Genomic DNA, 15637 nt, shown 5'->3' with positions numbered 1-15637 from the left:
GCTGTTGTGAAAGGCGAGCGCCCGTTGGCGTCCGCCGTCATGCCTAATGACTCAGGAAGGACTGCGCGCGGAACCGCCTTCGAGCTTGCCGAGCGTCTCGGGCACGACGAATGCGCCCACGAGGAAGATCACGCTGATCGCGCCGACGAAGATCGCCAGCGTCATCGGCAACTGACTTGCGTCCTTCGCCACGAGCGACACGGCCGTCGGCATCATCCCGCCGATTGCGAAACCGATGTTCCAGGAGAGACCTGTACCGGTCGCGCGGATCGAGGTCGGGAAGCGTTCGTTCAGGAAGATCAGGATCGGCGCATAGCCGGCACTGCCGAGCGCGCTAAGAAGCACCGCATAGACGCCGACCATCATGATGCTGTCCGCGGTAGGCAGCAGCAAGAACAGCGCGGGCAGCGCGACGAGCCGCAGCAGCCCGATCCACACGAACGTGCCCTTGCGGCCGATGAACGTGCTCAGGTGCCCTGCCGCGATAGATGCGATCACTACCGCTACGCTGCAGATCATCAGGATCGCCGCGGCCGCACCGTTGGGTGCATGGCTAACTACCTTGAGGAACGTCGGCAGGTAGCCCGATGTCAGGTAGTAGCCGCTGCCGCCGCCAATCGTCAGGAGCAGGTTGACGAAGAGGATCTTGCGATAGTCGCGCGAGAACAGCGTCTTTAGTGGCGAGCGCACGATTTCAACGGGCGCGCTCTTCACCTGTGCAGCGGCCTTCGCGGCCTTTTCGGCGGCGAGCTTCTTCCACAGCGGCGACTCTTCAAGGCTGTTGAACACGAAGAGACCCAGCACCGAGCTGATGATGCCGGTGAAGAACATGCAGCGCCAGCCCCATACGTCGAAGGCATCGCCGGGAAAAAGCGCAGACATCGCGAGGAACGTTACTGACGCGAGCAGCGCGCCGAGCCCCGCCCCGCCGCCGCCGATCAGCCCCGACACCGCGCCGCGATACTTCGGCGCGACGGATTCCGTGCCGATGGTATGCGTCGAAGCAACCACGCCACCGACAAACACGCCCTGGATCAGGCGCAGCACGAGGAAGAGAATCGGTGCGAGCAGACCGACTTGAGCGACGGTCGGCAGCAGGCCGAACGCGGCAGTCGACAGGCCGACGCCGACCACCGCGACGATCATCGCGCCTTTACGTCCGCGGCGGTCGGCGTATGAGCCGAAAAGCGCGGAGCCGAGCGGGCGCATCAGCAAAGTCACGGCGAAGGACGCGTAGACCGCGGCGAGAGAAAGCATCGCGTGTTCGGAGGGGAAGAAAAGACGCCCCACCACTGGCGCAACATACAACAACACGAACAGGTCGAACAAATCCAGTGCCCAGCCGAGGCACGAAGCTACCACTGCGCCCATCACCTGTTGCTGATCGACAGCGGGTGCGGCGGCGCCATTTTGCGCTGCTACGGACATTTCCATCTCCTTGAATGTCACCGAGCCATCTCTCGATTGACCCCGTGTTGAAGGCACGTTGTTGTGGCGTGCTCTTATTGCCGTTAAAGAAACTTGTCAGTGCGCGGCGGCGAGCGGCGTCGATGCCGATGCCGATGCGCTGCCGGCGCGTCGTCTAGTGACCATTGCATCGGCGATCTTCTCGGCAATCATGATGGTCGGGATATTGGTATTCGCCGAAGGCAGTCGCGGCATCAGCGATGCATCAACCACTCGCAAGCCCCGCGTTCCGTGCACTCGGCCTTCGGTATCGGTCACGGCGCTGCGCTCGCGCGCGTCGCCCATGCGGCACGTGCCGCTCGCATGCCATACGCCGAAGACGTTCGCGCGGATGAAATCCGCGAGCGCGCGTTCATCGGCGAGCAGCGCGGACATCCTGAGCCCGCGCGTGAAGAAGCGTTCGATCAGCAGGCGGCGGATCGGCGCGGGTGTATCGAGCAGCATGCCGAGCATCGAAGTCAGCAGCGCGTTGCCCTCGCCAACACGGCTCAGCGCCTTCACGCGCGGCGAAAATGCCGCGGGAAAGAAATCCCGCTGATCGTGACCGAGGCCCGATGCCGCGACGACCTTCGCGAGCATCCGTACGCCCACCGCGAGCCGATCGAGGTCGCGCGGGTCGTCGAGCAGATTGAGCTCGACGCGCGGTGCGACCGCTGCATCGGATGAAACGAGTTGCACACGGCCGCGCGAATACGGCCGGTTGCACCAGAGAAAGAAAAGACCAAGCCGGTTGCCCAGCGAATGCCATGCGGCGCGCGTCGCGCTGGACAGATACAGGTCCGACGATTCGCCACCATCGGCGCCCGACGTGAATCGAGCCGCCGTCATGCTCGCGCGACGCCGGGAAAGCGGCATACGAAAGCGCGGCTCGAGAAAATGGCAGAACGTGAGCGACGGATGATCCTGCAAATTGCGCCCGACGCCGGGCAGATCGACGAGGCATCCAATGCCGAACTCGTCGAGCTCATGCTTTGAGCCGATGCCCGCGCGCATCAGCAACGCGGGCGACTGGAGCGCGCCCGCACAGATGACGACCTCATCGGCGTCCAGATGCACCCGCTCGCCGTTCGGCGCCACTGCGACCACGCCCTGAGCAGCGATCCCTTCCATCACGATTCGCTCGACACGCAGGTTCGAATACACGGTGAGATTGGGCCGTCTACGCGTCGCTTCGTCGAGGTACGCGACAGCGGTAGACACGCGCTTGTCGTCGATATTCGAGAACGCGCCTGGAAACAAGCCATCGCCGAACTCGGCATTCTGGTCTTGCAAGGTGGCGAAGCCGTTCGCGCGCAGACCATCGGCGAACGCGTGACAGAACGGGGGCCAGTCTTCCGGCATGATGCGGCGGATCGGCACCGGACCATCGCTGCCATGCAACTCGCCAGTGGGGAAATTCACGTCACGCTCGAGCTTGCGGAAATACGGCAGCACGTCGTCCCATCCCCAGCCCGGCGCGCCGTTCGCCGCCCACTCGTCGTAATCGCGCGGCAGGCCGCGATTCGCCGACTGCACGTTGATGCTCGATCCGCCGCCCATCACACGGCCCTGCTCATACACCCGTGGCGCCGATGTCCTGGTCGCCTTCGCTTTCAGATCCGGCCAGATGTAGGTATCGCCGCAAAAGACGGGCATTGGATAGCTGTCGAGGATATGCGCGGGCACCGCGCCCGGCGGCGTATCCGCGCCCGCCTCGATCAACGCGACGCGCAGCGACGGCACCGCCGACAGCCGATGCGCGAGCACGCATCCCGCCGATCCGCCACCGACGATCACGTAGTCGAAACGTTCCATATGCCTGTCTCCTCGTCTTTTTCCGGCTCTCAAGAACCGCGAAACACTGGCTTGCGCTTGCCATGGAACGCTTCGACGCCTTCGCGGAAATCGTCGGAGGTGCGCAGCCGGCTGTAGCAATGCCCTTCGAGTTCGATCGCGATCGAGAGCGGCGTATCTTCGGAATCGTTGAGCAGCTTCTTCGCCGTGCGTTGCGCGAGCGGCGAGAATGTGCGCAACTCGTCGACGAGTGCATCGGTGGCGGCTTCCAGTTCCGCATCCGGCACGCACTCGACCGCGATGCCCCATTCGTACGCCTGCTTGCCCGGAATGCGGCGCGAGCGCATCACGATGTCCTTGGTCCTGCCGATGCCAACCATCTGCTGCAGCCGCGCCGAGCCGCCCGAGCCGGGAATCTGCCCGAGCTTCTGTTCGGGCAGCGCATAGAATGTGGTCTCGGTCGCGATGCGGAAGTCACATGCAAGTGACAACTCGAAGCCCACGCCGAAGCAGAAGCCGCGATTGGCCGCGATCACCGGTTTCGAGCAGCGCGCGGGCGCGGCGATGTTCCAGGCGAGCTTCGACACGTGCTCCGGCGATGCTTCGAGAAAGCCCTTGATGTCGCCTCCGCTCGAAAAGTGTTCGCCCTTTGCGCGCACGACGATCACGCGCACGCGATCGTCTTCATCGAGCGCTTCGAACGCCGCGCGCAACTGGTCGCGCGCGTGCATCGAGATCACATTGAACGGCGGGCGATGCAGGATGATGTCGGCGCGCTCGCGCGCGGCGTCGATCTCGATCGAGAAGCCGTCGAGGTCCTGAAGCAGCGCCTGGCCGCGATGGGTCAAGTCGGTCATGTTGATTTACTCCTTCGTGGTTTCGGTGTGGTGTGCAGCGGATGCGGACGGACCGTCATCGCGTTGATAGTCGCCAGCGGAAAGCTTGCGGCGCAGGATCTTGCCGACCGGCGACTTCGGAATGTCGTCGACGAACACGTAGTCGCGCGGCCGCTTGAAATTGACGAGGTCCGACTCGCGGCACCATGCGTCGAGCGCGGCTGAATCGACATAATCGCGGCGCTTGATGAACGCGACGACGCGCTGGCCCCAGCGCTCGTCCTTCACGCCGGCGACGGCCACTTCATCGACCGACGGATGCAGCGAGAGCACCGATTCGATATCGACCGGCGAGATGTTCTCGCCGCCGCTGATGATCATGTCGTCCACGCGCCCGGACACATACAGGTCGCCGTCTTCGTCGAAGTAGCCGGTGTCGCCGGTGAAGTACCAGCCTTCGCGCAGCGACTTCGCGTCGGCATCGGGTCGGTTCCAGTAGCCTTCGAACGCTTCGTCGCCGAGCAGGTCCGCGATGATCTGCCCTTCCTCGTTCATGGCCGCGAGATCGTCGGGTGACTTCGCGTCGAGCTTTACGACGCGCAGCCGCGTGTTGATGCCCGCGCGTCCCGCGCTACCCGGCTTTTTCGTCGCGTCCTGGTCGACACTGAAGGTGTAGACCTCGGACGAGCCGTAGTGATTGACGAACAGTTCCGGCTCGAACGCGGTCGAGAGGCGCTTGAGCAGACCGTCGTTCATCGGCGCGCCCGCGAAGCCGAGCTTCGTCACCGACGAGGTATCGGTATTCGCGAACGCGGACTCGCTGAGCAGGTCGTGGTAGAGCGTCGGCACGAGATAGAGGCACGTGAGCCCGTGTTTCGCGATGGAGTCGAGCGCGAGCCGCGCGTTCCAGCGCCGCACACAGACAAAGAGACCATCGACGAGCGCCATCGAGAGCAGCGAGCGCACGCCCATCGTGTGATAGAGCGGCATCACGCCGAGCGTGCGTTCGCCGTGCCGGTACAGGTTCTGCGCGACGTGCGCGAGCGCGCCCGCGCGTTCGTGGCGGTGACGGCGCGGCACGCCCTTCGCCTTGCCGGTCGTGCCCGAGGTGTAGAGGATCAGCGAGAGATCGTCGGCGTTCGCGTGGGTCGTTTCGCCTGCATGCGTGCGTTCGACAAGCAGCGCGTCGAAGGACGTCGTGCGGCCCTGGGCATCGTCGAGTCCGATGCGCGGCACGTTCTGCGCCGCGCTGCTTTGCACGACGGCATCCGCGCACACCGGCTCGTAGACGATCGCCTTTACGCCCGCGTCGGTCACGCAATAGTCAAGTTCGTCGGGCTTGGCGCGCCAGTTGAGCGGCACGATCACGATGCCCGCCATCTGGCAGGCCCAGTGCAGCGTCGCCATTTCCCAGCGGTTCTGCAGCACGACGAGCAGCCGGTCGCCACGCGCGAGACCCAGTTCGCGTAAGCCATCGGCGACATCGAGAATGACGCGATGCCACTGTGCGTAGGTGAACTGCAAGTCGCCGTCGACGAGTGCGAGCGCATGCGGGCTGCGCTCGACGCTTTGCAGGAAGGTGCGGCCGAGATCAAGCATGCTCGACCTCCTCGCCTTGTTCGCTGCCAATGCGACCATTGCGGCGCGCGGCCACGTCGAGCACCGCCTTGACGATGGGCGTATAGCCCGTACATCGGCAGATGTGCCCCGAGAGCATCTCGCGCACCTGTTCCTCGCTCGGATCGGGCACGCGTTGCAGATAGTCCGCGCACGACATCAGAATGCCCGCCGTGCAGAAGCCGCACTGCAACGCATGATGCCGCTGAAACGCCTGCTGCAAGTCGCCGAGCGTCTGGTCGGGAGCGAGACCCTCGACTGTATCGACACGCCTTCCGTGCACCTGCACCGCGAGCATGAGACACGAGCGCGCCGCGACGCCGTCGATGTGGACCGTGCACGCGCCACACACGCCATGCTCGCAGCCGACGTGCGTGCCGGTCGCCCCGAGTTCGTGCCGGATGAAGTCCGATAGCAGTTCGCGCGGCTCGCAATGACCGCTCCGTTCGCGGCCGTTGAGCGTTAGCGTAATGCGCTGCGCTTCGCCTTGCCGCATGATGTTCATCGATGTCTTGCTCACTTCGCCTCCTCGATCACGCGCCATCCGAGTTGCCGGACCAGATGCCGGCGGTATTTCGCGCTGATGTGGGCGTCGTCCTGCGCGCCCAGCTTCCAGCTCAAATCGTTCAGTGCACCGCGCAGGTCGTCGCCCGAGAGGCGCGGCCATCGTTCGACCATCGGCCGGTCCGCGACGCCGCCCACCGCGATGCGAATCGCGTCGTCCGTCACGACCGCCGCGCACGCGACCATCGCGAAGTCGCCGTGACGCGCGGAGAATTCGGTGAACGCGTAACGCTCGCCCGGCTTCCTTAGCGGGAAGCTCACGGACTCGACGAGTTCATCCGGCTCGCGCGCGGTCATCAACATGCCCTGGAAAAAGTCCTGCGCAGCGAGCACGCGTTTTTTCTTCTTCGAGCGCAATGTGACATCGCCGCCGAGCGCGGCGAGCACGAGCGGCAGTTCCGCGCTCGGGTCCGCATGCGCGATCGAACCGCACACCGTCCCGCGATTGCGGATCTGAAAATGCGAGATGTGCGGGAACGCCAGCGCGAGCATCGGCACTTCGTCGCGCAGGGTCTTGCGCCATTCGACGCTGCCCTGCGTCGCCGCCGCGCTCAGGACGAGTTGGCCCGCTTTGTCGTCGACGTGGACCGCGTTCAACTCTTCGGTTCGCGAGATGTCGACGAGCACTCGCGGCTGCGCAAGGCGCATGTTGAGCACCGCCATCAGCGACTGGCCGCCCGCGAGCACGCGCGCGTCCTCGCCGAATTCGGCGAGTGCACCGAGCGCATCGTGCGTCGTCATGGCGCGCAAATAATCGAACGGCGCCGGTTTCATGAATGTCTCCTGAAGCGTGCGAAGAGGCGTGTGATCCACGATCCTCCCGCCTGCACGGACTTGCCGGCGGCCTGTCGCCCGAGCGATTCGAAGAGTTGCTTCAGCACGACCTTCGCCGCGCCTTCGAGCATGCGTCCGCCGACCGCCGCGACCTTGCCCGACACCTGCGCTTCGTAGTCGTATGAAAGCCGCGTGCCGTGGTCTGTCGGCGTGAGTTCGACGAGCCCGTTGCCGCGCGCACTGCCGAGCGGCGAGATACCCGCGCCGGCAAGGCGCAGCCGATGCGGCGCGTCGATCTCCGACAAGCCGATCCGAGCCTCGAAGCGCGCCTTGATCATGCCGACGCCGACCGTCACATCCGCGCGATAATGGTTCGGCGCAGTCTCTTCGAGCGCATGGCAGCCGGGGATGACCTTCGCGAGCGCTTGCGGGTTCAGCAAGACGGCGAAAACCGCTTCGGGCGTCGCGGGCAAATCGACCGTGCCTTGCGCCGTCAGCGCCTTGCCGCCCGGCGTCGCGGGCTTCTTCGCGGGTGCGTCGCGCAGTTCGGGCCGCGACGGCTCGGGATCGTCGATGCCGATCAGCGCCATCACTTTCGCGGGCGTCAGCGGCAGGCGGATATCGTCGACGCAAAGCGCATCCGCGACAGCATTTGCGATGCACGGCGGCGTGCTCATGTTGTTACCCTCGCCGAGACCCTTCGCGCCGAGCGGCGTGAACGGCGACGGCGTCTCAAGATGCACGATGAGCGGATCGGGCACTTCGCATGTCGTCGGCATCAGGTAGTCGGCGAGCGTGCCGGACTGGAAGCTGCCGTCCGCGCCATAGCGGAACTCTTCCATCAACGCCGCGCCGAGTCCTTGCGCGAACGCACCGCGAATCTGGCCGTCGGCGAGTGCGGGGTTCAGCAGCGTGCCGGCATCGTGCGCGGTCACGTAGCGGTCGATGCGCACGCGACCCGTCGCGCGATCCACTTCGACGCCGCACATATCGAAAGCGAATCCATAGGCCGCCGACGTGTTGATGCGATCGTTCTCGTCGGGCGCTTCCATGTTCGGCGGCGTCCAGAATACGGTCTCGCGCAAGCCCGGTTCCTCGCCTTCGGGCAGGAGCGCGGGCGCCCAATGCGGTGCGTTGCTCGCAACACGCGGAAACAGCAGTGCGCGATCCTCGGCGCCCTTCGGATAAATGCGCGCGGCATCGAAGCAGACATCTTGCGGTGCGCAGCCGAACTGCTTCGCGACGATGCGCGAGAGTTTGTCGCGCACCCGCATTGCGGCGAGATGCACGGTACCCGCCACGGCGCCCGCGAAGCGGCTCGAATAATTGCCCGACGCGACGGACCACGCGTCCTTGTGCGTATCGAACTCGACGTTCACGACGATGTCTTTCGGATCGAGCCCGAGCACATCCGCGACGACTTGCGCGCAGACCGTCATGTGTCCCTGCCCCGCCGGCGTCGACGCCACCGTCACGACCACGCCGCCGAGCAGATCGACGCTCACCGTCGCGCTGGCGATCGCGCCGTTCTTCGGGCCGGCTTTCTTGCGCGCGTCGGCGGGCATCACGGTCGTGATGTACCCCATGTTCGACACGGAAGGCTCGACGATCGCCGCGAAGCCGATGCCGTACAACCGCCCTTCGTTGCGCGCCGCCTCGCGCCGCGCGACGAGTTCGTCATAGCCGCCGTCCGCGAGCGAGCGGCGCAACGCTTCCTGATAGTTGCCCGAGTCGAGCAACGCGCCCGCTGCCGCGCGATACGGAAACGCATCGGCGGGAACGAAGTTGCGGCGATACACGTCCAGCACGTCGAGCTTCAATTCGATCGCGATGCGCTGCATCAGCCGTTCGAGCGCGAAGTAGACCTGCGGGCCGCCGAAGCCGCGCACGAGCCCGGTCGGCGTCTTGTTGGTCAGCACGACGCGGTTACGCACGACGAGGTGGTCGATGGCGTACGCGCCCGTCAGGCAGCCGTGCATTCGGTAGAAGGTCGCGGGTTCCGGCGCGCGCACGTAGCCGCCGACATCTTCGAGTTGATCGTAGGAAAGCGCGGTGATGCGTCCGTCGTTTTCGACGGCGGCTTCGATCGTGGAGAAGCGCGCGGTGGCCGACGTTGCCGCGCTCAGATGCTCCAGCCGGTCCTCGACCCACTTCACCGGCGCGCCCGCCTTGCGCGACGCGAGGCACATCAGCACGACATACGGAAACACCGCCTGCTTCACCCCGAAGCTGCCGCCCGAATCGCGCGGCGCCTTGTGACGCAGACGATTCGCCGGCACGTTGAGCGCCATCGCCATCACGGCGTGCAGCGAGAACGGTCCCATGAAATTCGAGGTGACGTCGTAGCCTTCGTCGCCCGACAGATACTCCGCGATCACCACGCCGCATTCGATCGGCGCACACGTATTGCGCGGATAGTGGGCGACGAACTTCACGCGATGCGGCGCCGCTTCGAACGCGGCTTCGGGATCGCCATAGCGGAAATGCCGGTCGCTGATCACGTTCGTGCCGACGCGTTCATGCAAGACCGGCGCATCGTCGTTCAGCGATTGCTCGATCGACGTGACCGGATCAAGCATTGCGTATTCGACCTTGATGAGATCGAGCGCATCTTCGGCGAGCGCGCGCGATTCCGCCATCACTACCGCCACAGGCTCGCCGACATAACGCACGCGATCCATCGCGAGCGACCATTGTTCCATCGGCGACTTCACGCCAACGACAAACGGCCGCGACCACGGGCGCAAGTCGTCACGCGTGAGGACGGCGCGCACGCCGGGCAGCTTCGACGCGGCTTGCGCATCGATCGAGACCAGCTCCGCGTGCGCGTGGGGCGAGCGCAGGACGGCGGCGTGCAGCGTGCCGGGCTTCACCGCGATGTCGTCGCCGTAGCGTCCGCGGCCGGTCAGGATCGCGGGATCTTCGAGGCGCTGCATCGAGCGGCCGACGTGGCGCTTCGCAAGCGGCTCCTGCTTCGCGCCTGCGTCGATGTTTGCGAAAGCGGTTTCGCGCTGGTTCATGACGCGGCTCCTTCGTCTCGGCTCGCGAACTCGTCCGCGAGGCCGCTCCAGCGCCGCGCGATCTCGCCATGCTCGATGCCGAACAGATCCAGAATGCGGCCGACGGTGTGATCGACCACGTCGTCGATCGTCTTCGGATGCGCGTAGAACGCGGGTACCGGCGGCATCACGATCGCGCCCATCTCGGTCGCGAGCATCATGTTGCGCAGATGCGCGAGGTTGAGCGGCGTTTCTCGCGCCACTAGCACGAGGCGGCGGCGCTCCTTGAGCATCACATCGGCGGTGCGCGTGAGCAGGTTGTCGGCGAAGCCGTTGGCGACGCCCGCAAGCGTTTTCATCGAGCAGGGCGCAATCACCATGCCGTCCGTCAGGAACGATCCGCTCGCCACTGCGGCGCCGATGTCGCGCACGTTATGCACGACGTCGGCGAGCGCATCGAGGTCGCCGCGTCCGAGGCCGAGTTCCTGCGCGGCTGTAACGGCACCCGAAGCCGACACGATCAGGTGCGTCTCGTGCGTGCCGAGCCGGCGCAATGCAGCGAGCAGGCGCACGCCGATCGCCGCGCCGCTCGCGCCCGAGATGCCGACGACGATGCGCGACTTGTTGCGCTCAGCCATGATCGCGGCTCAGGTAGGCATCGAATGCGGCGTTGTCCGCGGCGACGAGCGCGTCGAGGTCGACCGTGTCCTGGCCCGGAATGCGAACGCGCGTGAAAACATGCTCCGGGTAGACCACGGGTCGCGTCGCGTCGAGCCCCATCTTCGCGCTCACGCCTTGCAGATGCGGCGGTGCGTCCGCCGGTTGGTCGACCGTCGTGGACGGATCGAGCGGCGAACCCTGCGCGCCTTCGATCACGACGAGATCGCGATCCGCCTGAAAGCGCGTGGCGATCGCCCATTCGATTTCGGCGGGATCGTGCACGTCCACATCGGTATCGACGACGACGACCTGCTTGATGTCGTAATGCGCGCCGAACGCGCACAGGATCACGTTCTTCGCTTCGCCTTCGCGCTTCTTGTCGAACTGCACCCAGAGGTGATAGCGGCATACGCCGCCCACCGACAGATGCACGTCCGTGACGCCCGGATGGCTGCGTTGCAGATGCGCGAGCAGCGTCGCTTCACGCGGAATCGCGCCGAGCAGCAAGTGCTCCATCTCGGCCGGCACGATCGTATGAAAGACCGGATCGCGGCGATGCGTGAGCGCCGTCACTTCGATCACCTCACGCGCTTCCTTCGCGCTGTAATACTTCGGAAACTCGCCGAACGGGCCTTCCGGCTCGCGCACGTTCGGCAGGATGCGTCCTTCGACGACGATCTCCGCGAACGCCGGCACATGCACATTGCTCGTTACGCACTTCACGACCGGCAGTGGCGCGCCATGCAGCGCGCCCGCGATTTCCAGCTCGTCGTGATCGATCGGCGTGATCGCCTGCGAGGCGAGCATCGTCAGCGGATCGACGCCGATGGCGACCGCAACGTCGAGCGCATCGCCCGCTTCCTCGGCGGCTTTCTGGAACGCGTACAGGTGGCGCGGCAGCAGCAGGATCGCCATGCGGTCCGGGCCGTGCACCTGGATGCGGTTGATCGACACGTTCTGCACGCCGGTGCGCGGATTGCGCGCGATGACGAGACCCGCCGTGATGTACGGGCCGTTGTCATGCTCGCTGTGCGTGGGAATCGGCAGCAGTGCGTGCAGGTCGACGCCATTCGTATGAACGATCTGCTGACAGGGCGCGTCCGCTCGATCGACTACCCTGGATGCGAGCGGCTGCGCGGCCGCCGCCGAGAAACGCGCGAGCAGGCCTGCTTCCTCGACACCCATCGCCTCCGCGATCCAGGCGCGCTTCGACATGAAGCCGGAAACGACCGGCACGCTCTTGCCGCCGGGCTGCGTGAAGAAAGCGGCTTGCGTACCATCGAGACGTTTGGCGATCGCGGCGAGTTCGTGCTCGAGCGCAACCGGCCGGTCGATGGTCGCCAGCCGGCTGGTCTTCGCGAGATGCGCGAGCCAGTCGCGCAGCGTGAGCGTTGCCGTCTCTGAACGATTCGAAGCCCACGGAAGAGGCCGGGTCGGAAAGGTGCCGTGCGTCGCGGCATCGCGAGTGTTCATCTGCGTCTCCATCAAGTCCCCTGCGTTTTCCGGCTAAAGCACCGCTGCGAGGGCTGAAATGAAGCGTAGCGAGATCGCGTTATAAGTTCTAATACTGTTTTTTGATGTTTCGAATCATTAATGTTGATATCAGTGTTAGCCCCGATGACACCGGTCTGACAGAACTATATCAATAGAGCCCTGACGCTGTACCGCACCGCAAGCGCCGTGGAGGGAAATGGCCTGTAAGACGCCCTGCGGCCATAATCTGATAATGCAGCCAGCCGTCATAAGACTCGCTGATAGCCTATTGAAACGAAAATGGACCTCAAGCAAATCCAGTACTTCATCGCGCTCTTCGAGGACGGATCCGTCACGCGTGCGGCCAAACGACTGAACATCGTGCAGCCTGCGCTCAGCATGCAGATCGCGAAGCTGGAGGAAGAGCTGCATCAGCAATTGTTTGAGCGCGGCGCGCACGGTATGGCGCCGACCGCCGCCGGACGCCTGATGTATCGCCTCTTCCTGCCGATCATGCGCGACCTCGCGCACGCGCGGCAGCAGCTTCAGCAGCGCGACGAAGTCGTAACGGGGCACGTGAGCATCGGGCTCATCGCATCAGTGACGGAGAGTGTGCTTGCCGATTCGCTTTCGCGCTTTCATGCGCGCTATCCGCATGTCGAAGTGACGGTGGCGGACGGTTTCAGCGCGACCTTCATTGACTGGGTCGCAGGCGGGCAACTCGATGCGGCTCTCATCAACAAGCCCCGCTCGCGCCTGTCTCTGGATTCGCAGACCTTGCTCGACGAAGAAATGGTGCTGGCGACGAGCGTCGAGCACGGCCCTGACCTACCGCACACGATCGAGCTCGCGCAGTTGCCCGAACTCGAACTCGTCTTGCCGACCAAGCGCCACGGCTTGCGCGGCGTGCTTGATACGGCTGCGCAGCACGAAGACGTGCTGCTGGCGCCGCGCTTTGAAATCGACGTGCTCAGCACGATCGTGAAACTCGTCGAGAGCACCCGCTTTGCCACGATTTTGCCGCGCATCGCCGTCGGTCGGGCCGTGCAACGTGGGACGCTGCGAGCCCATCCGATTCTCGCGCCGCGCATCGTGCGGCATATCGTGCGCGTGAGTCATCCGCGCAGGCCGCTGTCCGCTGCGGCCGAGGCGCTGATCGAAATCATCGCTGACGAACTGCACCGCGTGTCGAACGCATCCGGCACGAATGCCACTCTTGTCCCAAAGGAAACCGTATGAACGCATCACACTGGATAGCCGGCGCATGGGTCGGCATGCCGTCCGTCGACAGCATCGACCCTGCTACCGGTGAAAGCATCGGCCAGTTCGCCGACGGCGGCGCACCGGAAGCCGATGCGGCCATCGCCGCAGCACGGCAGGTGTTCGACCGCACGACGTGGGCGCAGGACGCGCGCCTGCGTCAAGACGTGCTACTCGCATGGGCCGGCGCACTCGATGCGCAACGCGAGCCGCTTGCGACCCTCCTCACGCGCGAAAACGGCAAGGCGATCGCTCAATCGCGCGGCGAGATCGCAGGCGCGATTTCCGAAGTGCGCTATTACGCGGGACTCGCTCGGCACGTCGCGGGGCACGTGCTGGAACCCGAACCGGGAACGATCTCGACGATGCTGCGCGAAGCCGCTGGCGTCGCCGCCATTTTCGTGCCCTGGAATGCGCCCGCGGTGTTGCTCGTGCGCTCGCTCGCGCCGGCGCTCGCCGCTGGCTGCACCGCAATCGTCAAAGCGGCCGCGCAGACGCCCTTGGTCATCGCGGCCATGCTGCGCTGCTTCGAGCAGACCACGCTGCCGAAGGGCGCAGTGAACCTCGTCAACGAGGTCGGTTATGCGGCGGGCGAACGGCTGGTCGAGTCGCATGACGTAGACGTGGTGAGTTTCACCGGATCGACCGCGACGGGCAAGAAAATCATGGCCGCTGCCGCCGAAAGCATGAAGAAGCTCTCGCTGGAACTCGGTGGCAAGTCGTGCTGTGTCGTCTTCGAGGATGCGGACGTCGCCGCGATCGCGCCGCGTATCGCACGCGCCGCGACGATCATCTCGGGTCAGCAATGCACTGCTGCGCGCCGCGTGCTCGTGCATGCCCGGCGAGCGGCCGAGATGCGCGAGCATCTGACGCGTGCGCTCGAAGCGCTGAAAGTGGGCGAAGGCATCAACGAGGCCATGGACATCGGTCCGCTAATCGACGCGGCCACGCGCGACGCGGTCGATCAAACCATTGCCCGTGCCTGCAACGAAGCCGATCGCGTACTGCTGCGCGGCAAGCGCTCGGGGCATGCGTTCTTGTCGCCGACGCTCGTCGAACACAGCGACCCGAAAGGATTCTTCTGCCAGGAGGAAATCTTCGGACCGTTCGTCACGCTGGAGACATTCGACACTGAAGCGCAAGCAATCGAGAAAGCCAACGACACCGTATTCGGCCTGTCCGCGAGCGTGTGGACGCATGACGGCGCGCGCGCCTATCGGATCGCGCGCGCGTTGCGCAACGGCACGGTGTGGATCAACGATCACAACAAGCTCTTTGCCGAAGCGGAAACGGGCGGATACCGGCAAAGCGGTCTCGGCCGCCTGCACGGCTACGATGCGCTCGCCGACTTCACGGAAATCAAGCACATCTGCATGCCGGCTGGCGTCGCCGATGGTGTAACACCGCTACGTTGAGTACGTTGGCGGGGGCGACTCCGCCTGTTTTCCGACAGGCCGTCGGCCTGTTCATGGCTCACTGCCGGGACTCAGAAGAAGACGACAGACGATCGGCATTGGGATAGCCCACGTTCGCGGGGCGCAGTCACCCCGCGACGGGACACCAAGACGACAAGCGCTCTGGATAGGCAAGTCGGCGAGCCCGATCGCGCGGCGCCAATCCATTCCCTTTCACGGAATATGTCGGCGCGGGGAACGAGAACTCCGGCGAGACACGTCAGGCTCAGGATGAGCGACGGCCAGAGCTCCCGAAGACATAATCTCTTCCATCGATAGCCCCGCATGCAAGATCGCTTGGCCGGCCAGCGGTCACCGCCGATGCATGCGCTCGTGAGGGTCAGTCAAGCTCGCTCATGAGTTCCGGCACCGCGCTGAACAGATCGCCCACGAGGCCGTAATCGGCGACACCGAAGATCGGCGCTTCAGCGTCCTTGTTGATCGCGACGATGACCTTGCTGTCCTTCATGCCGGCCAAGTGTTGGATCGCGCCCGAGATGCCGACCGCGACATACAACTGCGGCGCGACGATCTTGCCGGTTTGACCGACTTGATAATCGTTCGGAACGAAGCCTGCGTCGACTGCGGCACGAGATGCGCCGAGTGCTGCGCCGAGCTTGTCAGCTAAAGGTTCGAGTACTTTTGTGTAGTTCTCGCCATTGCCCAAGCCGCGTCCGCCAGAAACGATGATCGACGCGGACGTCAGTTCCGGACGGTCCAGCTTCGTAAGTTCACGCGACACGAACTGCGAAATGCCCGC

Annotated in this window: 12 protein-coding genes; 2 read left to right on the top strand and 10 right to left on the bottom strand. The window is 64.9% G+C overall.

All coding sequences use genetic code 11. The features are described 5' to 3' along the window. Nucleotides 1-51: 51 nt before the first annotated feature. The 9 genes from AWB66_RS24520 to AWB66_RS24480 form a co-directional block, all read right to left on the bottom strand. Nucleotides 52-1428, bottom strand: coding sequence for an MFS transporter (locus AWB66_RS24520; RefSeq protein ID WP_087632757.1), 1377 nt, complete (start codon nt 1426-1428; stop codon nt 52-54). A gap of 96 nt (nt 1429-1524) precedes the next feature. Next, nucleotides 1525-3261 (bottom strand): GMC family oxidoreductase, encoded by a 1737-nt coding sequence (locus AWB66_RS24515; protein WP_087632689.1) that lies wholly within the window; start codon nt 3259-3261, stop codon nt 1525-1527. 29 nt (nt 3262-3290) lie between these two features. Next, nucleotides 3291-4097, bottom strand: coding sequence for an enoyl-CoA hydratase/isomerase family protein (locus tag AWB66_RS24510; protein WP_087632688.1), 807 nt, complete (start codon nt 4095-4097; stop codon nt 3291-3293). A 6-nt stretch (nt 4098-4103) separates the two neighbouring features. After that, nucleotides 4104-5675, bottom strand: coding sequence for an AMP-binding protein (locus AWB66_RS24505; protein WP_087632687.1), 1572 nt, complete (start codon nt 5673-5675; stop codon nt 4104-4106). Beyond that, entirely contained in the window at nt 5668-6213 is a 546-nt protein-coding gene (locus AWB66_RS24500; protein ID WP_087632686.1) for a (2Fe-2S)-binding protein, read from the bottom strand. The genes AWB66_RS24505 and AWB66_RS24500 overlap by 8 nt, the downstream gene beginning before the upstream one ends. Continuing rightward, on the bottom strand, nt 6210-7031 hold the full coding sequence (locus tag AWB66_RS24495) for an FAD binding domain-containing protein (RefSeq protein WP_087632685.1): 822 nt from the start codon (nt 7029-7031) through the stop codon (nt 6210-6212). Before AWB66_RS24495 ends, AWB66_RS24500 begins: the two co-directional genes overlap by 4 nt. Next, the gene (locus tag AWB66_RS24490) at nt 7028-10051 is read right to left on the bottom strand and encodes a xanthine dehydrogenase family protein molybdopterin-binding subunit (protein ID WP_087632684.1); all 3024 of its coding nucleotides are present in this window, start codon (nt 10049-10051) and stop codon (nt 7028-7030) included. The genes AWB66_RS24495 and AWB66_RS24490 overlap by 4 nt, the downstream gene beginning before the upstream one ends. Beyond that, nucleotides 10048-10668, bottom strand: a complete 621-nt coding sequence (locus tag AWB66_RS24485) for a UbiX family flavin prenyltransferase (protein WP_087632683.1) — start codon at nt 10666-10668, stop codon at nt 10048-10050. The genes AWB66_RS24490 and AWB66_RS24485 overlap by 4 nt, the downstream gene beginning before the upstream one ends. Then, on the bottom strand, nt 10661-12163 hold the full coding sequence (locus tag AWB66_RS24480; RefSeq protein ID WP_087632756.1) for a UbiD family decarboxylase: 1503 nt from the start codon (nt 12161-12163) through the stop codon (nt 10661-10663). Before AWB66_RS24480 ends, AWB66_RS24485 begins: the two co-directional genes overlap by 8 nt. Nucleotides 12164-12463: 300 nt before the next feature. Here AWB66_RS24480 and AWB66_RS24475 point away from each other — a divergent pair, with 300 nt between their 5' ends. Both AWB66_RS24475 and AWB66_RS24470 read left to right on the top strand, forming a co-directional pair. Continuing rightward, on the top strand, nt 12464-13402 hold the full coding sequence (locus tag AWB66_RS24475) for a LysR family transcriptional regulator (protein ID WP_087632682.1): 939 nt from the start codon (nt 12464-12466) through the stop codon (nt 13400-13402). Further along, complete coding sequence (locus AWB66_RS24470) at nt 13399-14838, top strand: aldehyde dehydrogenase family protein (protein ID WP_087632681.1); 1440 nt, start codon at nt 13399-13401, stop codon at nt 14836-14838. Before AWB66_RS24475 ends, AWB66_RS24470 begins: the two co-directional genes overlap by 4 nt. Before the next feature lie 379 nt (nt 14839-15217). Here AWB66_RS24470 and AWB66_RS24465 read toward each other — a convergent pair. Continuing rightward, the coding region (locus AWB66_RS24465) for an electron transfer flavoprotein subunit alpha/FixB family protein (RefSeq protein WP_200819053.1) at nt 15218-15637 on the bottom strand (420 nt) is incomplete at its 5' end.

It is taken from the genome of Caballeronia telluris (assembly GCF_001544495.1).
Classification (GTDB): domain Bacteria; phylum Pseudomonadota; class Gammaproteobacteria; order Burkholderiales; family Burkholderiaceae; genus Caballeronia; species Caballeronia telluris.
Note: the sequence above shows the minus strand (reverse complement) of the source record. Positions and strands in the feature narration are given on the sequence as shown.

Coding starts and splice junctions, on each gene's coding strand:
- AWB66_RS24505 (WP_087632687.1), bottom strand. CDS start 5,675: ATGCTTGATCTCGGCCGCACCTTCCTGCAAAGCGTCGAGCGCAGCCCG.
- AWB66_RS24520 (WP_087632757.1), bottom strand. CDS start 1,428: ATGTCCGTAGCAGCGCAAAATGGCGCCGCCGCACCCGCTGTCGATCAG.
- AWB66_RS24480 (WP_087632756.1), bottom strand. CDS start 12,163: ATGAACACTCGCGATGCCGCGACGCACGGCACCTTTCCGACCCGGCCT.
- AWB66_RS24470 (WP_087632681.1), top strand. CDS start 13,399: ATGAACGCATCACACTGGATAGCCGGCGCATGGGTCGGCATGCCGTCC.
- AWB66_RS24485 (WP_087632683.1), bottom strand. CDS start 10,668: ATGGCTGAGCGCAACAAGTCGCGCATCGTCGTCGGCATCTCGGGCGCG.
- AWB66_RS24475 (WP_087632682.1), top strand. CDS start 12,464: ATGGACCTCAAGCAAATCCAGTACTTCATCGCGCTCTTCGAGGACGGA.
- AWB66_RS24515 (WP_087632689.1), bottom strand. CDS start 3,261: ATGGAACGTTTCGACTACGTGATCGTCGGTGGCGGATCGGCGGGATGC.
- AWB66_RS24495 (WP_087632685.1), bottom strand. CDS start 7,031: ATGAAACCGGCGCCGTTCGATTATTTGCGCGCCATGACGACGCACGAT.
- AWB66_RS24510 (WP_087632688.1), bottom strand. CDS start 4,097: ATGACCGACTTGACCCATCGCGGCCAGGCGCTGCTTCAGGACCTCGAC.
- AWB66_RS24490 (WP_087632684.1), bottom strand. CDS start 10,051: ATGAACCAGCGCGAAACCGCTTTCGCAAACATCGACGCAGGCGCGAAG.